Genomic DNA, 18095 nt, shown 5'->3' on the forward strand with positions numbered 1-18095 from the left:
TAGCTTGCCTTGATAAGCTTGTCAAGACCAGACTCTTTAACTCCAAGATCCTCGAGAAACATCTTCTTCTCCTCATCATCAAGCTCTGCCAGCTCCTGTTCTATCTGTGCACATACTACAAATACCTCTGCATCGAAGTCCTTTGCGTATTCCTTTACCTTCTGCACGTTCTCATTTGAAGCGCCATCGTCCGCAATGTCTTCCTCGCCTACATTTGCGGCAAATATTACAGGCTTCCATGTGAGAAGGTTGTACTCCTCTATCCATGCCTGCTCGTCCTCATCTGTGACCTCAATGGTCTTTGCAAGCTTGCCCTCCTCAAGGTGAGCCTTGATCCTCTGCTGGAAGTCGAGCTCCTTGGCAAGCATCTTGTCATTTCTTGCACCTCTGATGGTCTTGGCGATTCTTCTGTCGAGCACCTCTATATCTGAGAATATCAGCTCCAGATTGATGGTCTCTATATCTCTGATCGGGTCTACGGAACCGTCAACGTGGATGACATTTGTATCCTCAAAACATCTTACAACGTGAACGATGGCATCAACCTCTCTGATGTTCGCAAGGAACTGGTTTCCAAGTCCTTCTCCCTTTGATGCGCCCTTTACAAGACCCGCGATATCTACAAATTCTATAACAGCAGGTGTTGTCTTGGCTGAGTTGTACATCTCTGTGAGCTTGTCCAGTCTCTCATCCGGCACTGCAACGATTCCTACGTTTGGATCTATTGTACAGAACGGATAGTTAGCTGATTCCGCGCCTGCCTTTGTAAGTGAATTGAAAAGTGTACTTTTTCCCACGTTTGGGAGTCCTACGATACCTAATTTCATTTTTTCTATTTTCCTTTCTTAAAGCCTTGATTTTGCTTGATATTCTGACTTTGCCGATTATATGGTGTACCATTTAGTGTACCATCTATTTTCAGGGTGCAAAAAGCCCCCAATAGCACGGTAATTGTACTACACCCGTGGCTTAATTTCAATGTTTATAATTATTATCGGAATCCCATAACTATTTTTTACCCAGTGCCTCCTTCAAAACTACAACAGCCAGCCGGGGTTCACCCCCGGCTGGCTGCTACATTTTATCAGTTCAGATATTTCTCCATCACTGTGTTCAATTTTTCAAAATCAAGCGGTTTCGCTATGTGTTCATCCATCCCCGTGTTCTTTGCAAGCTGCACATCCTCAGCAAATGCATTTGCGGTCATGGCTATGATAGGAATCTGGCCTCTTCTTCCAGGCAGTGCTCTTATAGCGGCGGTGGCCTCATACCCATTCATGACCGGCATCTGAACATCCATAAACACTATGTCATACCAGTTCTCGGAGGCATTCTCTATCCTCTCCACAGCCTCCCTGCCATTCTCAACGATCTCCACACTGGCTCCCGTCATTCCTATGATCTCCGATGCGATCTCACTGTTCAGATCATTGTCCTCCACAAGAAGGACTCTCCTGTCCGAATAATCAGATCTTCTGATATTCTTCCAGTCCCTTTTAATAAATATAATTATACTCCTCATTGTACATACTAGTTCCAACAGGGAAATTATACTGCAACCGGCTGTCATAGTCCGAAACAGTTCTCTGTTTTCAGACCTTAGACCCATATGGCTTTGTGTCACCGCTTTTCAACGGGTTTACTAAATATTTATTTTTCAAATTAGGTCAGTTTACAAGGAACTACACGCAGACCGTGAAACGGGCTGCTGACAACAAACGGCGCTATGCTCCCGGCTGGGTGCATAGCACCTGTTTGTTGCGGGGGTTTCCAAAGGGGGCAGCGCCCCATTTGGCACACGACTTTGCGGAGCAAAGTGTAGTGTGTTATACGCTCTGTCGGCGTTGCCCTGAAAATACCGTTGCCGCCGGGGAGGGCAAGGGCATTTGACGCGGCAGGAAAGCAGGGCTTTGTTTGGGGCTGGTAAGCCGGAAACAAAGGGCTGATTTCAGCAGCAGACAGGGCGTATTATGAAAGCCCCCGTCCCTCGTCCTCCGCCCCCGGCCTATGGGACAAAAAGTCCCAAAGCTCTGGACACCGTGACCAGATGTGTGGCCACACTCCGGGAAAAGTAGCAGGACGGCAGGAAACCGTCAAGGCTGAAATGAATGGGCTGACGCCCGGCCCTGACCGTTCCCCGCCGCCCCGCTGGATGGGTGGACAAGGTGGCCAATCCCTAAAAGTGTTTGGCCGCACTCGTTCATTTTGGGGCCTTTCTTCTCCCAAAATTGAAATGGGCGGGAAAGCCCTAAAATGGCTTTCCCGCCTTGATTACCCATTAGCAAAGACGGGCGAGACTGTCAACGGCGGCGCTGAAAGCGCCGTTCATCTTGACCGTTGACTGGCTCGCCTGGCTTTGCTACTGCCCGTAAGAGATGGAAAAACAAGATGGAAAACAAGGTTAAAAATGGTTGACAAGTCTATCGGATGTGTGTTATACTGTGCGACAGTTTGAGATTGGAAGGAGGCTTACGTGTGTTAATTTGTGTACGCTAATAAGCAATAAAAAGTAGAAGTACCTTTCCACATGATGGTGGGCTTTTTTTGCGTGCGTATGCAAAGGAACACGTAGGTTTGACACGAGCAGTCTTTGAACTGTATCGTGGTGTTTTTTCGTGCTTTGTTGTTATGCAGGCGTCTGCCCTCTCTGTGGGACAACGCCTGCTTTTTATTGCAGAAACAAAGGAACAATGCAATAAAAAAGGAGGTTCGCATTATGACCCAAAACAACAATTCATGGAGAAAAACTTATTTTACACTTCTTGCCGGACAAGCAATATCCTTTATTAGCAGCGGTATTTTGCAAATGGCCATTATCTTTTATTTGGTTGCGAAAACTAATTCTGCAATCATATTGACGGCGGCAACACTGATTGGATTTTTGCCGCAAGCCTGTTTAGGCCCGTTTGCAGGTGCTTTTGTTGACCGGCACAGCCGTAAAAGCGTAATGATTGGTGCGGATTTGATAATTGCCGCCGCTGGCGGTATTCTGGCGCTGGTGGCGTTTTACATGGAATTGCCCGTATGGTCTATTATGGTTGTCCTGTTAATCCGAAGTGCGGGAACTGCTTTTCATTCTCCAGCATTCAGCGCAGCAACACCTATGATTGTGCCAAAAGAGGAACTTACAAAATGCGCTGGTTACACGCAGACCATGCAAGCAGTAAGTGCGATTATCAGTCCAGCTGCCGCAGCGTTTTTATATGCTGTTTGGCCTCTTAATGCAATTATATTGTTAGATATTGTGGGTGCAATCCTTGCCTGTGTGACTGTTGCGATTTCGTCCATACCAACGCCTGAACTATGTCCAGAAACGAAAAGACAACAGTTTTTACAGGATATGAAAGAGGGGTATGTGGTATTAAAGCAAAACAGGGGCCTCTTTGCTCTGCTCTGGATTGGTGTAATTTATATGTTCTTTTATATGCCAATCAGTACGCTTTTTCCTCTCATCTGTATGTCATACTTCAAAGGAACACCGGCCCATGCCTCTGCCGCTGAAATTGCTTTTGCGGTTGGTATGCTGCTTGGCGGAGTCATTCTGAGCATTTGGGGCGGTTTTAAGAAACGGCGGTACACCATCGGTCTTTCCGTTCTCCTGATGGGCGTTAGCAATATGCTCTCCGGGCTTTTGCCGCCAGACGCATTTCTTGTCTTTGTTGTGTGCTGTACTGTTATGGGAATTTCCGCTCCATTTTACGGTGTGCAAAATGCGATTTTTCAAGAAACGGTCAAACCAGAATATCTGGGGAGAGTTTTTTCTCTACTGACAAGCGCCGCTTCCCTCGCCATGCCGTTTGGCCTTGTCATTTCCGGGCCTCTGGCGGAGCGGCTGGGAGTTGAGAAATGGTTTGTCATTTGCGGAATTGGCATTATCATCGTTGCGCTTGCCGTATTTTTACTACCCGGTTTGAGAGAGATTGACAATACGCAATAATCAACTGCACCTTTTTCTATTACTAAACAAAATGCCTGGATGGTGGTTCTGAAAAACCAGAACCGCCGTTCAGGCATTTTTTATCTTCGTCCTCTCTGCGGTTTTGGATTCTTCAGCAAGTCGGATTTTTCCGCAATCTTTTTCAGCCACTTCCGTTCTTCTACTGACAGCTTCCTAAAATTCAGCTTGAGCCGTTTGCAGATAAACGCCAAGTACGCTTGTTCCGTGTCGCTGTCCTGGCTGACGATTTCACCAGCAGTTTCCAGCATTTCTTTTAGCGGGTTATCCTCTGGGACGCTGAAAAAATCGTCCTTGTGTGTTTCCCGCAGAGCAAGGGCAATCCCGTTTATGTCCCGTTGTATCACATAGCGGCAAAACTCGTCCTCATCAATATGGGCGGTGATAAGCTGTCTTAACTGCGTATCACTCATGCCAGGATTATGCTTTTTTATAACAGTTGCGCTCATCGTGTCCACTATGGCGTTTGCACCCTGCGCCTGTTTCAGTGCCGTTCCGTTCACATAGATTTCAAGGTCAGCCATCAGCCGGGGGAAATCCGGGTGCGCCGCCAGCTCACACAGCAGGGTATTGTCTATCCTCCCGCTTTTCAGCAGGTCAATCATTTCATCACTCAAACGCAGGTCTGCAAGATCGGCGTTTGGGTGATTTTTCATTTCAGACAGCCCCAGCAGATAATCAGCGGTCACACCGTAAAACTTCGCCAGCCGGATAAGGGCATAGTGGCTGATGTCCTTGAAGTCTTCCGTTTCGTAACTGCCCAGCGCAGACTTGGAAAGCCCGGTCTGCTCCGCAAGCTGCCCCAGCGTCAAGCCACGCTCCACACGTAGGTCTTTTAATCGCTCTTGTATGGATAAAGACATATTCACCCTCCTTGCTAGCTCAACGAAAGAGAAGCCGTTATGCTATGTACTATGCTCATAGCATAACGGCATAGGCATTTACAGTTTTATTTTACCATTTGCTACATCTTCACGAAATTTATCAACAAGCTTCGCTGTCAGCTTGGATTTACCGTAGTGTTCAAGTACAAAAGTACGATAACTTTTTCCATCTACAAGCACATCACTTTTTCTGGTCAACAACCAATTTCCGTTACCTCCTCCCTGTTCTCTAATATTCCAGTCTTTCCCATATCTTTTATAGATTTCATCTTTTTTACCTTGAACAGACATTGATTCGCTTGGAATATAAACAATTTGCATAATAGCTCCTCCTTTATTTTGTGCAAGAAGACCAGAAACCTGAATTTGTCTTTTATCTTTTTTTGATTATATCACAAATCCGAGAGCGTGGAAATAGGGAGTTTTTCAGGCTGATTTCCTACCTCTTGGATATACGGCACAGGCGGTCAAAAAGGTGTAGACTTGGGATAGTTCATCGATGGACAAGCACCTTGGAAACAGAACACGCCAAAGAAAACGGAGGGACGCATGAGCAAAAGACCCTATCAACACCTGCCGCCGCTGGAACACAGGCCGGACGGCTCCCCCTACCGCATAACCCCGCCCCAGAAGAGACGAGCCAGCGGCCTGATACGCCGGGAGTGCTGCAACTGCGAGGACGGAAACTGCCTTGCGCTGGACGATGGCGACACCTGCGCCTGTCCGCAGATGATTTCGTTCTCCGTCTGCTGCAAGTGGTTCCGCTGGGCGGTCTTGCCGCTGGACAGGACGCTGGAAGCGGAGATTTACCGGGACAGGGACTTGAAACGCTGTGCGGAGTGCGGCGGTGTGTTCGTCCCGAAGTCCAACCGGGGCAAATACTGCCCGGACTGCGCCGCCAGAGTTCACAGGCGGCAGAAAACAGAAAGTGAACGGAAAAGGAGGTCTGCTGTGGACAGTTAAGAGCGGGAAAAGCCTTGATTTGCAAGGCTCCGCAAGCCCTCAACCGGGGCGGCTGGTATCATTTATCATTCGCCCCGGAAAACGGGCCTCTAACCGTCCACAAAACACGCTATGACAAACACGATTTATATTCACCAGCCGGAAAAGGCGTTCAGTTTCACCCGGCTCCCCAATTTCCTTTTTGAAGCACCCACATTCCAGCCCTTGAGCAACGAAGCGAAGGTGCTGTATGCCTTTGTCCTGCGCCGGGCGGAGTTGTCCCGGAAGAACGGCTGGGCGGACGAGTACGGGCGGGTCTACCTGTACTACCCCATCTGCGAGGTGGTCGCTTTGCTCCGCTGCGGGCGGCAGAAAGCGGTCAACACCCTGCGGGAGTTGCAGTATGCGGGGCTGGTGGAAATCCAGAAACAGGGCTGTGGAAAACCCAACCGCATTTACCCGAAATCCTATGAAGCGGTTCCAAACACCGACTTCAAGAAATCCGGTTATGGTACGCCGGAGGGCTGAAAACCGTACTTGGCGAGTACGAAAATCAATCCTCTTGAAGTACGGAAATCTGACGGTATATAGAAATACAGAGATTAAAACCATCTATTTACATTCATTCCATTCCAATCCTATCAGAGATATTTTCGGCGGGAAAACCCGCCGGAAAGGAATGGAATGGGGAAAGGAGTTCAATGGCACAACACGCAATTTTGCGATTTGAGAAGCACAAGGGCCACCCGGCGGGGCCGCTGGAAGCCCACCATGAACGGAAAAAGGAGCAGTACGCCAGCAACCCGGACATTGACACCAGCCGGAGCAAGTACAATTTCCACATCGTCAAGCCGGATGGCCGCTACTACCATTTCATTCAGAGCCGCATCGAGCAGGCCAGATGCCGCACCCGCAAGGACAGCACTCGGTTTGTGGACACGCTGATTACCGCCAGCCCGGAGTTTTTCAAGGGCAAGTCCCCAAAGGAGATAGCGGCCTACTTCCAGAGGGCGGCGGACTTCCTCATTGACCGGGTGGGCCGGGAGAACATCGTTTCGGCTATGGTACACATGGATGAAAAAACGCCCCATCTGCACTTGGTCTTTGTGCCGCTGACAAAGGACAACCGCCTGTGCGCCAAAGAAATTATCGGCAACCGGGCCAATCTGACGAAGTGGCAGGACGATTTTCACGCCTGTATGGTGGAGCAGTACCCCGACCTGGAGCGTGGGGAAAGCGCCAGCAAGACGGGCCGGAAGCATATCCCCACCCGGCTGTTCAAACAGGCGGTCAACCTCTCCAAACAGGCGAGGGCCATTGAAGCGGTTCTCTCCGGCATTACCCCGCTGAACGCCGGAAAGAAGAAAGAGGAAGCCCTCTCCATGCTGAAAAAGTGGTTTCCGCAGATGGAGAACTTCTCCGGGCAACTGAAAAAATACAAGGTCACAATCAATGACTTGTTAGCGGAAAATGAAAAGCTGGAAGTCAGGGCAAAGGCCAGCGAAAAAGGCAAGATGAATGACACGATGGAACGGGCGAAGTTAAAAAGCGAACTGGACGATATGCGGCGGCTGGTTGACCGTATCCCGCCGGAGATTTTAGCGGAACTGAAACGGCAACAGCGGCAGCATGGAAAGGAAAGGTGATCTTATAAGTAATATCAGATACAAAAAGGAAATCGAAATCGTGACTTTTCAGGGAAAGGAAATCACACTGGAAAATCTCTCCCCGGTGTTCACGCCGGAACAGGAAGCAGCCAAACGCCGGGAACTGGAACAGCAGCTTTATGAGGTGTTCCGCAAGTACGCCGACAAGCGGGAGAGTGAGGAAGCCGGGACATAAGGTTTTCCAAACCCATCATTGATTTGCGGGGCTGCTGGCGGTATAATAGAACTGTCAGCAGCTCCGTTTCTTTTTTAAGAAAAGGAGCGACAATATGAACAATCGGATAGACGCAATCTATGCAAGACAATCGGTAGACAAAAAGGACAGCATTTCCATTGAAAGCCAGATTGAATTTTGCAAATACGAGTTGAAAGGCGGTAACTGCAAGGAATACACAGACAAAGGGTACAGCGGCAAGAACACAGACCGTCCGAAGTTTCAAGAACTGGTGCGGGACATCAAGCGGGGCTTGATTGCAAAGGTCGTGGTTTACAAGCTCGACCGTATCAGCCGTTCCATTCTGGACTTTGCCAACATGATGGAGCTGTTCCAGCAGTACAATGTGGAGTTTGTGTCCTCTACGGAAAAGTTTGATACCTCCACGCCGATGGGACGGGCCATGCTGAATATCTGTATCGTGTTCGCCCAGCTTGAACGGGAAACGATACAGAAGCGGGTAACGGACGCTTACTACTCCCGCAGTCAGCGGGGCTTTAAGATGGGCGGGAAAGCCCCTTACGGCTTCCATACGGAGCCTATCAAGATGGACGGTATCAACACAAAGAAGCTGGTGGTAAACCCGGAGGAAGCGGCCAATATCCGGCTGATGTTTGAGATGTACGCCCAGCCCACAACTTCCTACGGGGACATTACCCGGTACTTTGCCGAACAGGGGATTTTGTTCCATGGCAAAGAGCTGATACGCCCCACGCTGGCGCAGATGTTACGCAATCCTGTCTATGTGCAGGCAGACCTTGATGTGTACGAATTTTTCAAAAGTCAAGGTACAGTCATTGTCAATGACGTTGCCGATTTTACGGGCATGAACGGCTGCTATCTGTATCAAGGGCGAGATGTAAAGGCCAGCAAGAAAAACGACTTAAAAGACCAAATGCTGGTACTGGCTCCCCATGAGGGTATCGTCCCCTCCGACACCTGGCTGACCTGCCGCAAGAAGCTGATGAACAACATGAAAATCCAGTCTGCCCGGAAAGCCACCCACACATGGCTGGCAGGAAAAATCAAGTGCGGGAATTGCGGGTATGCTCTTATGAGTATCTACAATCCCTCCGGCAAACAGTATCTCCGCTGCACGAAACGGCTGGACAATAAAAGCTGTCCTGGCTGTGGGAAAATCATCACTTCGGAACTGGAAGCGGTTGTTTATCAGCAGATGGTAAAGAAGCTGGCAAGCTACAAGACGCTGACAGGAAAAAAGAAAGCGGCAAAGGCAAACCCGAAAATCACCGCCCTGCAAGTGGAACTTGCCCATGTAGACAGCGAGATTGAAAAGCTGGTGGACAGTCTGACGGGGGCAAACAATGTCCTGTTCTCCTATGTGAATGTGAAGATAGCGGAACTGGACGGGCGCAAGCAGGAACTTCTGGCAAGGATAGCGGAGTTGACTGTGGAGGCCATCAGCCCGGAACAGGTCAGCCAGATTTCCGGCTACCTCGATACCTGGGAGAATGTATCTTTTGATGACAAGCGGCGTGTGGTGGATTTGATGATCACCACCATAGCCGCCACAAGCGACAGCTTGAACATCACATGGAAAATCTGACTGGCGGCACCCCTCCCGTCAGATACCTACCCTGTGTAGTCCCTTGTAAACTGTACTTTCTTTTCATATAGATTACAATTTTCTGATTAAAGTATTATAATCATTTGTTTTATTTGTCAAGCATTTATTTAATTATTTTCAGGTCTTTTCCGTTTTCCACTTCTTTGACATAACGATGTAGAATATGACGTTGAGCACGATGCCGACACATGTGGCTATAGGTGCTGCAAGTCCAATATTCGTAAGGCTTGCATCCGGCTGGATACTCATGTAATACGCCAGTGGAAGTCTCACAAGCAGAGTCTGTATAAGTCCCTGGATCATGACCCACAGCGACTTCTCATGCCCATTGAAATATCCTATCATACTGAACAGCACCGCCGTGACTATAGTCTCAGGCGCAAATCCCCTCAGATACTCGAAGCCCCTCTGGATAACAGACGCATCGGTGGTGAAAATTGATGTCATTTTGTCACCAAAGAACCACACACCAATGAATACCACCACGCCTACAGATAGTCCTATGCCCATACCGGTAAGCATCGCTTTTCTCGCTCTGTCCTCTTTTCCAGCTCCGACATTCTGCGATACAAATGAAGCCATAGACTGCATAAGCGAACTTGGTACCAGCATGGCAAAGCTGACTATCTTGCAGGCAACTCCATATCCGGATGATGCCTCCAGGCCAAGTCTGTTGATAAATGCACACAGCGCTAGAAATGACATCTGCGTGAGAAATTCCTGCATCGCCAGCGGAAGCCCAACTGAGAGCAATCTTCTGCACTGTCTGTTTAATCTGAAATCTTTTCTTGATATCTTAAATGGAAGCTCTCTCTTCTTCAGCAGCAAAAGCGCAAGGACAACACTGACCGCCTGGGCAACCACTGTTGCTATGGCTGCACCCGCAGCATCCAGATGACATCCCGCAACCAGTATAAGGTCACCGACAACATTTACTATACATGCCACAAACACAAATATAAGAGGTGATTTGCTGTCTCCAAAACCTCTGAATATCGCGGTGAGCACATTGTAGGCCATAATGAAAAATATTCCGCCTCCGCATATCCTCACATACGACGATGTAAGAGTGACCGCCTCAGCCGGTGCCTGCATCAACACAGACAAAGGTCTTGCAAACGTCACCATGACAACTGCCAGCACCACCGCAAGTATTGCAAATATGGTCGTGGCACCTCCGAGAAGCTCTCCTATCTGATCCGTGTTCTTCTCGCCTATATATCTGGCAATAAGCACTGTGACACCCATAGCAAGTGCTGTTATCACAAATGTAACCAGATTGAGCACCTGGCTGCCTGTAGATACGGCTGAAAGTCCCGCCGTCGAACCGAATCTTCCAACCACCAGCAGATCAACCGCACCATATGCAGCCTGAAGTATCAGTGCTCCAAGAATCGGTCCCATGAATGGGAGCATTTTTCTAATTATACTTCCTTGTGTAAAATCTGTTTTATCCTGTACACTCATCTTATGTCTTGACTCCTTTTGCTCATAACATCATAAATTTTTTCAATGGTCGCTATCATAATATCTGCATCTTCATCTGTGATATCGGTAAGAGACTCCCCCAGTCCTGTGAAATACTCATCAACATATTTGCCAACCAGATCTCTGCCAGCCTGAGTGCTCCTGATATACACAAAACGTCCATCCGCCTCTGAAGCCTTCTTTTCCACAAATCCCAAGCGTTCCATATCCTTTATCGTCTTTGTCACGCCCGGTCTTGGGAGCCCCAGCTCATCACTTATATCACTGACCTTTACATCAGTCTCAGACCTCTCAAATCTCGTTATCACATCAAGATAATGTATATGAGTCGGTGTGACTCCATTTGGCAGCTTTGGCATCATATCTCTGACTCTCTTAGCTTGATAGCAGGCATCCATCACCTGTTTTATCTTTTCCTTTGTCATAGCATTCCTTCCTGTAAATTTATCAAATATTATTTTATTGTTATTTCGTATAATTACTTTAGGTAATTATCATTGGTAAGTATATTCATATTTTTCTTTTTGTCAAGGGGTATACAAACTCTTCATATGTCCGTTTAATACATTAACCACCATGCAAAAAAATGCTCCACCTGATTCTCTCACAGATGAAGCATTTAATTATTCAATCCTTTTTACTAACTACCTTTACTATCCCTATAACCGATTCGATCAATACCACCGCCACAAATGGTATTCCCGCAAGCGTAATAGCAAACATCATATATTCGATTCCATTCAGCAGATGCTCCCATCCTCCTGTAGCCTGCGGCACTATCCACATTTCATTGATAACCAGAGCACCGATCAGGAATCCCAGTATCAATCCACTGATCATCCACGCCGCACAGATTATGGCGACATCTTTCAGCCGCACAATCTGATTATCGTATATCCATTTTCTGAATATAATATACAGAATTACGCATATCAGGGGTACAGCAAATACAACGACCAGATTATAACTATCATTATATGTTTCTTCCATGTAATCAGACAGCGTCATCATGCCCCAGCATATGAACTGTACTACCAGACATATCAATATTTTCTTCTTCATATGCAAACTCCCCACCACATCTACTTTTTACATACTATAATAAAGTTCTTCACATTACAATTTAATTAAAATTATAGTATGCTTTTACTCAGATCAGATATCTACCAGCAAGCCCCACGATCACCTGCATCCCGCCGGAAAGCAGCATCACCCACACAGGATTCAGTTTGAATTTTCTAAGCAGAACAACACTTACCGCAAATATCACCACGAGATTCCACTTAGTTCCAGCGATACTTATCATGTCAATCCCAGACCAGACCGCCGTGACAAATATCGAAACACCCGCTGATGCGATCATCGCCACAACCGCAGGTCTTATTCCTCCGAGCAGTTCCTGAAGGATGTCCTGTTTGCGGTATTTCAGATAAAGTCTTACTATGACTGTGACTATGATACATGAAGGAAGTATACATCCGAGCGTGGCAACCACCGCGCCGACATATCCAGCCACCCGGAGTCCCACAAATGTCGCCGAATTGACCGCTATAGGGCCTGGAGTCATCTGGGATATAGTGATCAAATCCGTGAACTCTGACATGGTCATCCACCCATGTATCTTCACTATCTGTCCCTGTATAAGCGGCATGGCGGCATAACCTCCGCCGAAACTGAAGAGTCCTATCTGGAAGAAACTTAGAAACAACTGCAAATAGATCATTATTCCATCCCCCCTTTGTCGGGATGGTTTTCAGGATTTCCGTCAGAAGTATCCTCTGTCTTTTTATGCCCATGCCCTCTTCTTTTCTCCAGCTGTCCTCTGCAAACGCCGACAAGTCCACAGACAATTACTATGAACACGACATTTATCTCCAATATGTAGGATGCAACAAATGCAGCTATCATGAATAATATCCCCAGATCATCCTTCTGCTTTACTATGTCTGCTCCCATATCATATGTCACTGATGCAATGACCGCAGCTACACCGGCCTGCATTCCCTCCAGCATCTCACTGATCACCCAGTTAGTCCTGAACGCGCTGTAACAGTAAGATATGATGGATATGATGGCAAATGGCGGTATGATCGTTCCGATTATGGCCACCAGTGCCCCTGCCATGCCGCACAGTTTATAGCCCACCGCTATCGCTCCATTTACTGCGATAGGTCCCGGCGACGATTGGGATATAGCCACAAGATCCAGCATCTCGTCCTGCTCTATCCAATGGTTTTCATCCACAAACTTTTTCTTCATAAGTGAAACGATGACGTATCCACCCCCGAAGGTAAAGACGCTCAGATATAATGTTGTTATGAATATCTTCAGAAGAGTCTTACTCTTTTTTCCTCTTTCCATAATATACCTTTCTCGTGAAAACGTTTTCACGTTCCAGATACAAGTATATTCCTATTCGAGAAATTTTGGAAACATTTTTATACAAACATTTTATTTTATCAGTCTGAACTTCTTCGCAAACCTCACAATAAGGCCTCCCTTAGGCATATTGAGAAGTTCCTCCTCCGTATATCCTCCGGCTTTGAGTATAGCCACCGCATAGAATATGATCGCCACAAATACTGCAACAAACATCGCGATCACCCAGTTGTCGAGAAGCTTCCTGCAGCCCTCATATACAATGATCGTAACAACACCCATGAAGATAGATGCTATAGTAGGTGCAACGTATATTCGCCTGTTGTCCATCTTGCCGGTCTTGTACTTTGTGAGCGAACGCTGGTTGAATATACATATGAGCAGTGAGTTCACTATCGAACCAAATACCAGTGCATAAAGTGCCCAGTCTGTGCAGTACAGCATAACCACAAGAACCACCACATGTATCACCAGTGCAAGGGTTGCATTGATAACCGGTGCCATCACCTTACCCATGGCCTGAAGCACACTGTTGGTTACAGTTGACTGTGCAAAGAACACTATGGATATGAATCCAAGATACATACATTTGGCTGCCATCGGATCCGCACCTGAGAACAGGAGCTGTATTATAGGCTTAGCCAGGACTCCCATTCCAACCGCACATGGTATGGTGACCAGCATGGACATGCTGAGCGCCTGATTCAGGAGTTTATTGGTTTTCTGCATGTCATTTCTTGCATACGCACCGGATATTCCCGGAATATATGCGATTCCAACTGAAGCTGCTATGGCAAGCGGAAGGTTCGTGAGAACTGTATACTGTCCTGAGTAAATTCCATACAGCTTTGCCATCTCCAGGGAATCCATGCCCTTCATCTTCATGACCACATAGAATACCTTCATGTCTATAGGTGTGAGCACGTTATACACCACTGCTGCCACCACGATAGGTGTGACTGTGGCAATGATTATTCTGAATAACTTTCCATAGGATTCGGTGTCTGGACTTGTATCGTTCTTCACAGACTCCATGATACCCTTTCTTCTTCTCGCATAAGCGAACAGTATGAATATCAATCCTCCAAGGACTCCGGCACCTGTACCCATGGCACTTCCGGCAGAACCATACTTTGCATGCTCGGTTGTTCCAGCGGCAAATGGCTTTGCAAGCATATATGCAGCGACGATACTGACTACTGCATTTGCAAGCTGCTCTATGATCTGTGATATAGATGTAGGCACCATCGTGTTGTACGCCTGCAGATATCCTCTGAATATTGCAAGAAAGCCTGATATAAATATAGTAGGGGCAAGTATCTTAAGACTTAAGACTGCATTTGGCTGGTCACTTACAAACCATTCGGCTCCAAAGTACGTGATCAGTGCCGCCACAGCACCCGCTATGACTACATATATAAATGTACAGTAGTATATACGTCTGGCACTCTTGTACTGTCCCATAGCTATCTTACCGGCAACAAGCTTCGACACTGCTGTAGGAATACTGTATGTGGCGATCATTATGACCATGGCGTATATTGCATACGCTGAACCATAATATCCATTTCCCTCATCTCCAAGTATCTGATACAGAGGTGATCTGTACAGAAGGCCGATGATTCTCGACACGATTCCGGCTCCCGCCAGGATTCCTGCCTGAAGCGCCAGATTACTTCCCTTTCCTGATAGCTTTCCTTTCTTTGCCGTACCGGTATTTGTACTCATATCTAACTCCTTATTGCCATTTCTAAATCACTGTTGTAAAATTCAATTTGTATCTTTGATATATATCACAAACTATATATATACCAATTTTATGCAGTTAATTCAACCATAATATTTATAAACACGATGCATATTATGACCAAATATACCACAAGGAGGAACTTTAACCATGGAATACTCTTCACTTCCAAAGGATCCTATGGTGCTTCTCAGCTTCATCAACACGAAGCTCAGAGATGACTATCCAAGTCTTGACGAGCTCTGCAGCTCACTATGTGTAAATGCAGATGATATCAAGAGTAAGCTCGCATCCATCGACTATTCATATGATGCAGAAAAGAACAGATTTGTGTAAAAGCAAATCTGTTCTTTTCTCTTTTGTCAGACAGGGACAGCATCTGCTTTCCCCGTGCTGATATTATGTTTTATTTATCCTGATTCCCGGAAATTTTTTTATCACTCTCCGGTTTTGCCTGACCATTTCCAACTTCTTCAGCGTCATCTTTGCTGTCAGCTTCCTTATCAGGCTCTGCATCACTTCCTACTATATTATTTGCAAGCTTTTCAGCGTCAGCCCTGCTGGCCACGCTCTTCATAACATGCATGAATTTATCAAATATACTGATAGGATCATCATCCGAATCATCGTCATCCTGAGACTGATCATCTGCATGCGCAGTGCCAGACTTCACATATTCATCATCTGGAAGATCTGATGGGTACTGAAGCATATGCTGCTTCTGCTTGAGCTTCCTTTTGTTCTCACGCTCCGCAAGCTTCTGCTCCGGCGTCTTCTTCTTGAACCTTATATCCTCTTCTTCCTCAGTTATATATATCGGCTCTCCCGTCTCCTCATCTATCCTGCGAATCTTCTCATACTCGGATGTCTTGAACGCAAGATTCTTCTCCTGCAGCTTTGCAGTGCATGTCCTGTTGATGTACATGTAACAGCAGGCAAATACAGGAACTCCGAGAAGCATTCCAAAGAATCCGAACAAACCGCCGCCAACTATGACCGCTGTGAGCACCCAGAAGCTTGAAAGTCCTGTGGTATCTCCGATGATCTTCGGTCCGAGGATATTTCCATCAAACTGCTGCAGTACAAGTATAACAATGAGCAGCACAAGACTCTTTATAGGATCTGCAATGAGCACGATGAAGAAACATGGCACAGCTCCTATGATAGGTCCGAAGAACGGTATGACATTTGTCACTCCGACGATAACACTTATCAGAACCGCATATGGCAGATTGAGTATCGTTGATACTATGAACATGATCATTCCTATAATAAGTGAATCAAGTATCTTTCCGTTTATAAACTGACCAAATATCCTGTTCATCTCTGAAAGTCCGTCAAGGATAGTATTTGCATTCTTCACCTTGAATACCGCATATATTATCTTCTTTCCCCTTGAAGCAAGATATTCCTTGTTTGCCATCACATATATCGAAGCAACAATGCCTATAAGGAAATTGTACAGGAACTTAAGTCCTGAGAACACTCCACTTCCTATGTTCACCACGATCTTGTCCACATTTGGCATGATCTTGGTATTCAGCATATCCTGAACCTTGAGATATGCATTGTTCATATACTTGTTGATCTGATCCTCAGGTATATTGAGCTTCTGGAACTTCTCATTTATATTCTCCACCATCGTCTGAAGGTTGGAATAATAGGTATCCATGTTGCCCACAAGCTGCTTGATACTGTCGTAGAGCTGAGGAACCACCAGCCACACTATTCCGGTTATGATTCCAAGGAACACTATGGTAGTTAAAATAACCGACAAAGTTCTCGAAACCTTGAACAATTTTTTCTTATCCGATATGATTCTCTCCTGGAATATCGTATGAAATAATCTGTCGAAAAAAACAAGTATCGGGTTCATGAGAAACGCAATGACTGCGCCCACTATGATCGGTGCAAATGCACTCGATATCTTGTCAAGTATCGCACGAAATCCCGACCATTGCTCCAGTATCTTATTAAAAAGGAGTCCGACAACGATTATTCCTATGACCGCCAGACTTATGTTGAGAATTCTTTTCTTCTTATTATTAACAGCCAACTTCTTCTCTCCCATTCTTTAGCATGTGTTTATTATATTAGTTTTTCCAAACCTGTTCAATACAGCTTACGCAAAATTAACCATACATTTATCATTTAATCTCATAAATTTTATAATTCGTGCATATAATGCACTTTAGGGGATAGTATGTTCAGAAAATTTATGTTGTTTACCCTACTGTTTTTTAGTAAAATGAGAACTAGCCAAGGGCAAATGCGAAAACTATCGCATACCAGGATTTCCTAAACGAGGGAGGTGTTCTATATGAATTGGGAGATTGCAACCTGGCTTATCATATTTGCCGTATGTCTCATTGCTGAGATCATATCGCTTGGACTTACAACCATCTGGGCATGTGGAGGAGCCCTGGTGGCAATGATCATCGCTTTTTTCAGCGGATCGCTGCCACTACAGATCGTTGCATTTCTTGTTGTCACCACTATTCTTTTCTTCACGACAAGACCGATTGCCAAGAAGCATCTTGACAACCAACTGGTAAAGACAAACGTAGAAAGTCTTATCGGCAAACACGTTATCGTATCTGCTGACATAGACAATCTCAAGTCCACCGGTCAGGTCTTGATCAACGGAGTTGAGTGGACAGCAAGATCCAAACATGGCGATACCATTGAAACCGGAACCGAGGTCGTGATCGACGAGATATCCGGAGTCAAAGCAATCGTAGAAAAGGCAGGAAAGCCGGCAATATAAAGCTAAGGGCTTATCAGCTTAAGACACACACATTTTTAATTAAGGAGATTATTATGGACGGAGCAGGAATTTCACTTATTATCATTTTATGTCTGATCGTAATCGTTATTATTTGCAGTACGATCAAGATCGTGCCACAGGCACACGCTTATGTAATTGAGAGACTTGGAACATATCAGGCAACATGGTCTGTTGGACTTCACATGAAGATGCCTGTTATCGATAAGGTAGCCAAGAAGGTTACACTCAAGGAGCAGGTTGTTGACTTCGCTCCACAGCCGGTTATCACAAAGGATAACGTAACAATGAGGATCGACACAGTCGTATTCTTCCAGATCACAGATCCTAAGCTTTTCAGCTACGGAGTTGAGAATCCTATCATGGCCATCGAGAACCTGACAGCTACCACACTTCGTAACATCATCGGTGATCTCGAGCTTGACCAGACACTTACATCAAGAGAG

Annotated in this window: 20 protein-coding genes and 1 riboswitch; of the genes, 9 read left to right on the forward strand and 11 right to left on the reverse strand. The window is 46.2% G+C overall.

The annotated features are described in order from the left end of the window. On the reverse strand, nucleotides 1-827 hold an 827-nt coding region (gene ychF, locus CCU_RS00550), incomplete at its 3' end, for a redox-regulated ATPase YchF (protein ID WP_208895866.1). Between the two features lie 257 nt (nucleotides 828-1084). After that, on the reverse strand, nucleotides 1085-1522 hold the full coding sequence (locus CCU_RS00555; protein ID WP_015533173.1) for a response regulator: 438 nt from the start codon (nucleotides 1520-1522) through the stop codon (nucleotides 1085-1087). 29 nt (nucleotides 1523-1551) lie between these two features. Next, nucleotides 1552-1654, reverse strand: a riboswitch (cyclic di-GMP riboswitch). Between the two features lie 1062 nt (nucleotides 1655-2716). On the opposite strand from CCU_RS00555, the gene CCU_RS00560 reads away from it, so the two are divergent. Beyond that, entirely contained in the window at nucleotides 2717-3937 is a 1221-nt protein-coding gene (locus CCU_RS00560) for an MFS transporter (RefSeq protein ID WP_002584949.1), read from the forward strand. An 80-nt stretch (nucleotides 3938-4017) separates the two neighbouring features. Here the strand turns inward: CCU_RS00560 and CCU_RS00565 are convergent, their stop codons facing one another. Then, on the reverse strand, nucleotides 4018-4818 hold the full coding sequence (locus CCU_RS00565) for a helix-turn-helix domain-containing protein (RefSeq protein WP_002575858.1): 801 nt from the start codon (nucleotides 4816-4818) through the stop codon (nucleotides 4018-4020). 78 nt (nucleotides 4819-4896) lie between these two features. Beyond that, nucleotides 4897-5160 (reverse strand): hypothetical protein, encoded by a 264-nt coding sequence (locus tag CCU_RS00570; RefSeq protein WP_002575859.1) that lies wholly within the window; start codon nucleotides 5158-5160, stop codon nucleotides 4897-4899. A gap of 228 nt (nucleotides 5161-5388) precedes the next feature. On the opposite strand from CCU_RS00570, the gene CCU_RS00575 reads away from it, so the two are divergent. From CCU_RS00575 to CCU_RS00595, 5 genes are all read left to right on the forward strand, one after another. After that, nucleotides 5389-5802 (forward strand): cysteine-rich VLP domain-containing protein, encoded by a 414-nt coding sequence (locus CCU_RS00575; RefSeq protein WP_002575860.1) that lies wholly within the window; start codon nucleotides 5389-5391, stop codon nucleotides 5800-5802. Between the two features lie 111 nt (nucleotides 5803-5913). After that, nucleotides 5914-6309, forward strand: a complete 396-nt coding sequence (locus CCU_RS00580; protein WP_002575861.1) for a replication initiator protein A — start codon at nucleotides 5914-5916, stop codon at nucleotides 6307-6309. Nucleotides 6310-6482: 173 nt separating this feature from the next. Further along, a complete protein-coding gene (mobV, locus tag CCU_RS00585; protein WP_002575862.1) occupies nucleotides 6483-7427 on the forward strand; it encodes a MobV family relaxase in 945 nt (314 codons plus the stop codon). 40 nt (nucleotides 7428-7467) lie between these two features. Beyond that, complete coding sequence (locus CCU_RS00590; RefSeq protein ID WP_002575863.1) at nucleotides 7468-7623, forward strand: hypothetical protein; 156 nt, start codon at nucleotides 7468-7470, stop codon at nucleotides 7621-7623. Nucleotides 7624-7717: 94 nt separating this feature from the next. Further along, on the forward strand, nucleotides 7718-9229 hold the full coding sequence (locus CCU_RS00595) for a recombinase family protein (RefSeq protein WP_002575864.1): 1512 nt from the start codon (nucleotides 7718-7720) through the stop codon (nucleotides 9227-9229). A gap of 138 nt (nucleotides 9230-9367) precedes the next feature. Here CCU_RS00595 and CCU_RS00600 read toward each other — a convergent pair whose 3' ends face one another. The 6 genes from CCU_RS00600 to CCU_RS00625 all read right to left on the reverse strand — a co-directional run bounded on the left by CCU_RS00600 (nucleotide 9368) and on the right by CCU_RS00625 (nucleotide 14845). After that, nucleotides 9368-10717, reverse strand: coding sequence for an MATE family efflux transporter (locus tag CCU_RS00600; RefSeq protein ID WP_015533175.1), 1350 nt, complete (start codon nucleotides 10715-10717; stop codon nucleotides 9368-9370). Further along, nucleotides 10714-11163: a MarR family winged helix-turn-helix transcriptional regulator gene (locus CCU_RS00605; protein ID WP_015533176.1), complete on the reverse strand. Its 450-nt coding sequence runs from the start codon at nucleotides 11161-11163 to the stop codon at nucleotides 10714-10716. The genes CCU_RS00600 and CCU_RS00605 overlap by 4 nt, the downstream gene beginning before the upstream one ends. 202 nt (nucleotides 11164-11365) lie before the next feature. Further along, nucleotides 11366-11800, reverse strand: a complete 435-nt coding sequence (locus tag CCU_RS00610; RefSeq protein ID WP_015533177.1) for a hypothetical protein — start codon at nucleotides 11798-11800, stop codon at nucleotides 11366-11368. 88 nt (nucleotides 11801-11888) lie between these two features. Continuing rightward, nucleotides 11889-12461 (reverse strand): chromate transporter, encoded by a 573-nt coding sequence (locus tag CCU_RS00615; protein WP_015533178.1) that lies wholly within the window; start codon nucleotides 12459-12461, stop codon nucleotides 11889-11891. Continuing rightward, complete coding sequence (locus CCU_RS00620) at nucleotides 12461-13099, reverse strand: chromate transporter (RefSeq protein WP_015533179.1); 639 nt, start codon at nucleotides 13097-13099, stop codon at nucleotides 12461-12463. The genes CCU_RS00615 and CCU_RS00620 overlap by 1 nt, the downstream gene beginning before the upstream one ends. Before the next feature lie 90 nt (nucleotides 13100-13189). Beyond that, on the reverse strand, nucleotides 13190-14845 hold the full coding sequence (locus CCU_RS00625; RefSeq protein ID WP_015533180.1) for a putative polysaccharide biosynthesis protein: 1656 nt from the start codon (nucleotides 14843-14845) through the stop codon (nucleotides 13190-13192). Nucleotides 14846-15014: 169 nt separating this feature from the next. On the opposite strand from CCU_RS00625, the gene CCU_RS00630 reads away from it, so the two are divergent. Then, on the forward strand, nucleotides 15015-15200 hold the full coding sequence (locus CCU_RS00630) for a DUF4250 domain-containing protein (protein WP_015533181.1): 186 nt from the start codon (nucleotides 15015-15017) through the stop codon (nucleotides 15198-15200). A 70-nt stretch (nucleotides 15201-15270) separates the two neighbouring features. On the opposite strand, the gene CCU_RS00635 is transcribed toward CCU_RS00630, so the two are convergent. Continuing rightward, nucleotides 15271-16920 carry an AI-2E family transporter gene (locus tag CCU_RS00635; protein WP_238050437.1) on the reverse strand — a complete coding sequence of 550 codons (1650 nt, stop codon included), beginning with the start codon at nucleotides 16918-16920 and terminating at the stop codon, nucleotides 15271-15273. 264 nt (nucleotides 16921-17184) lie between these two features. Between CCU_RS00635 and CCU_RS00640 the strand changes: the two genes are divergently transcribed. Beyond that, on the forward strand, nucleotides 17185-17631 hold the full coding sequence (locus tag CCU_RS00640; RefSeq protein WP_015533182.1) for an NfeD family protein: 447 nt from the start codon (nucleotides 17185-17187) through the stop codon (nucleotides 17629-17631). A gap of 53 nt (nucleotides 17632-17684) precedes the next feature. Further along, nucleotides 17685-18095, forward strand: a 411-nt coding sequence (locus CCU_RS00645; protein WP_208895868.1) for an SPFH domain-containing protein, incomplete at its 3' end; no start/stop codon positions are given.

It is taken from the genome of Coprococcus sp. ART55/1 (assembly GCF_000210595.1).
Lineage (GTDB): Bacteria > Bacillota > Clostridia > Lachnospirales > Lachnospiraceae > Coprococcus > Coprococcus aceti.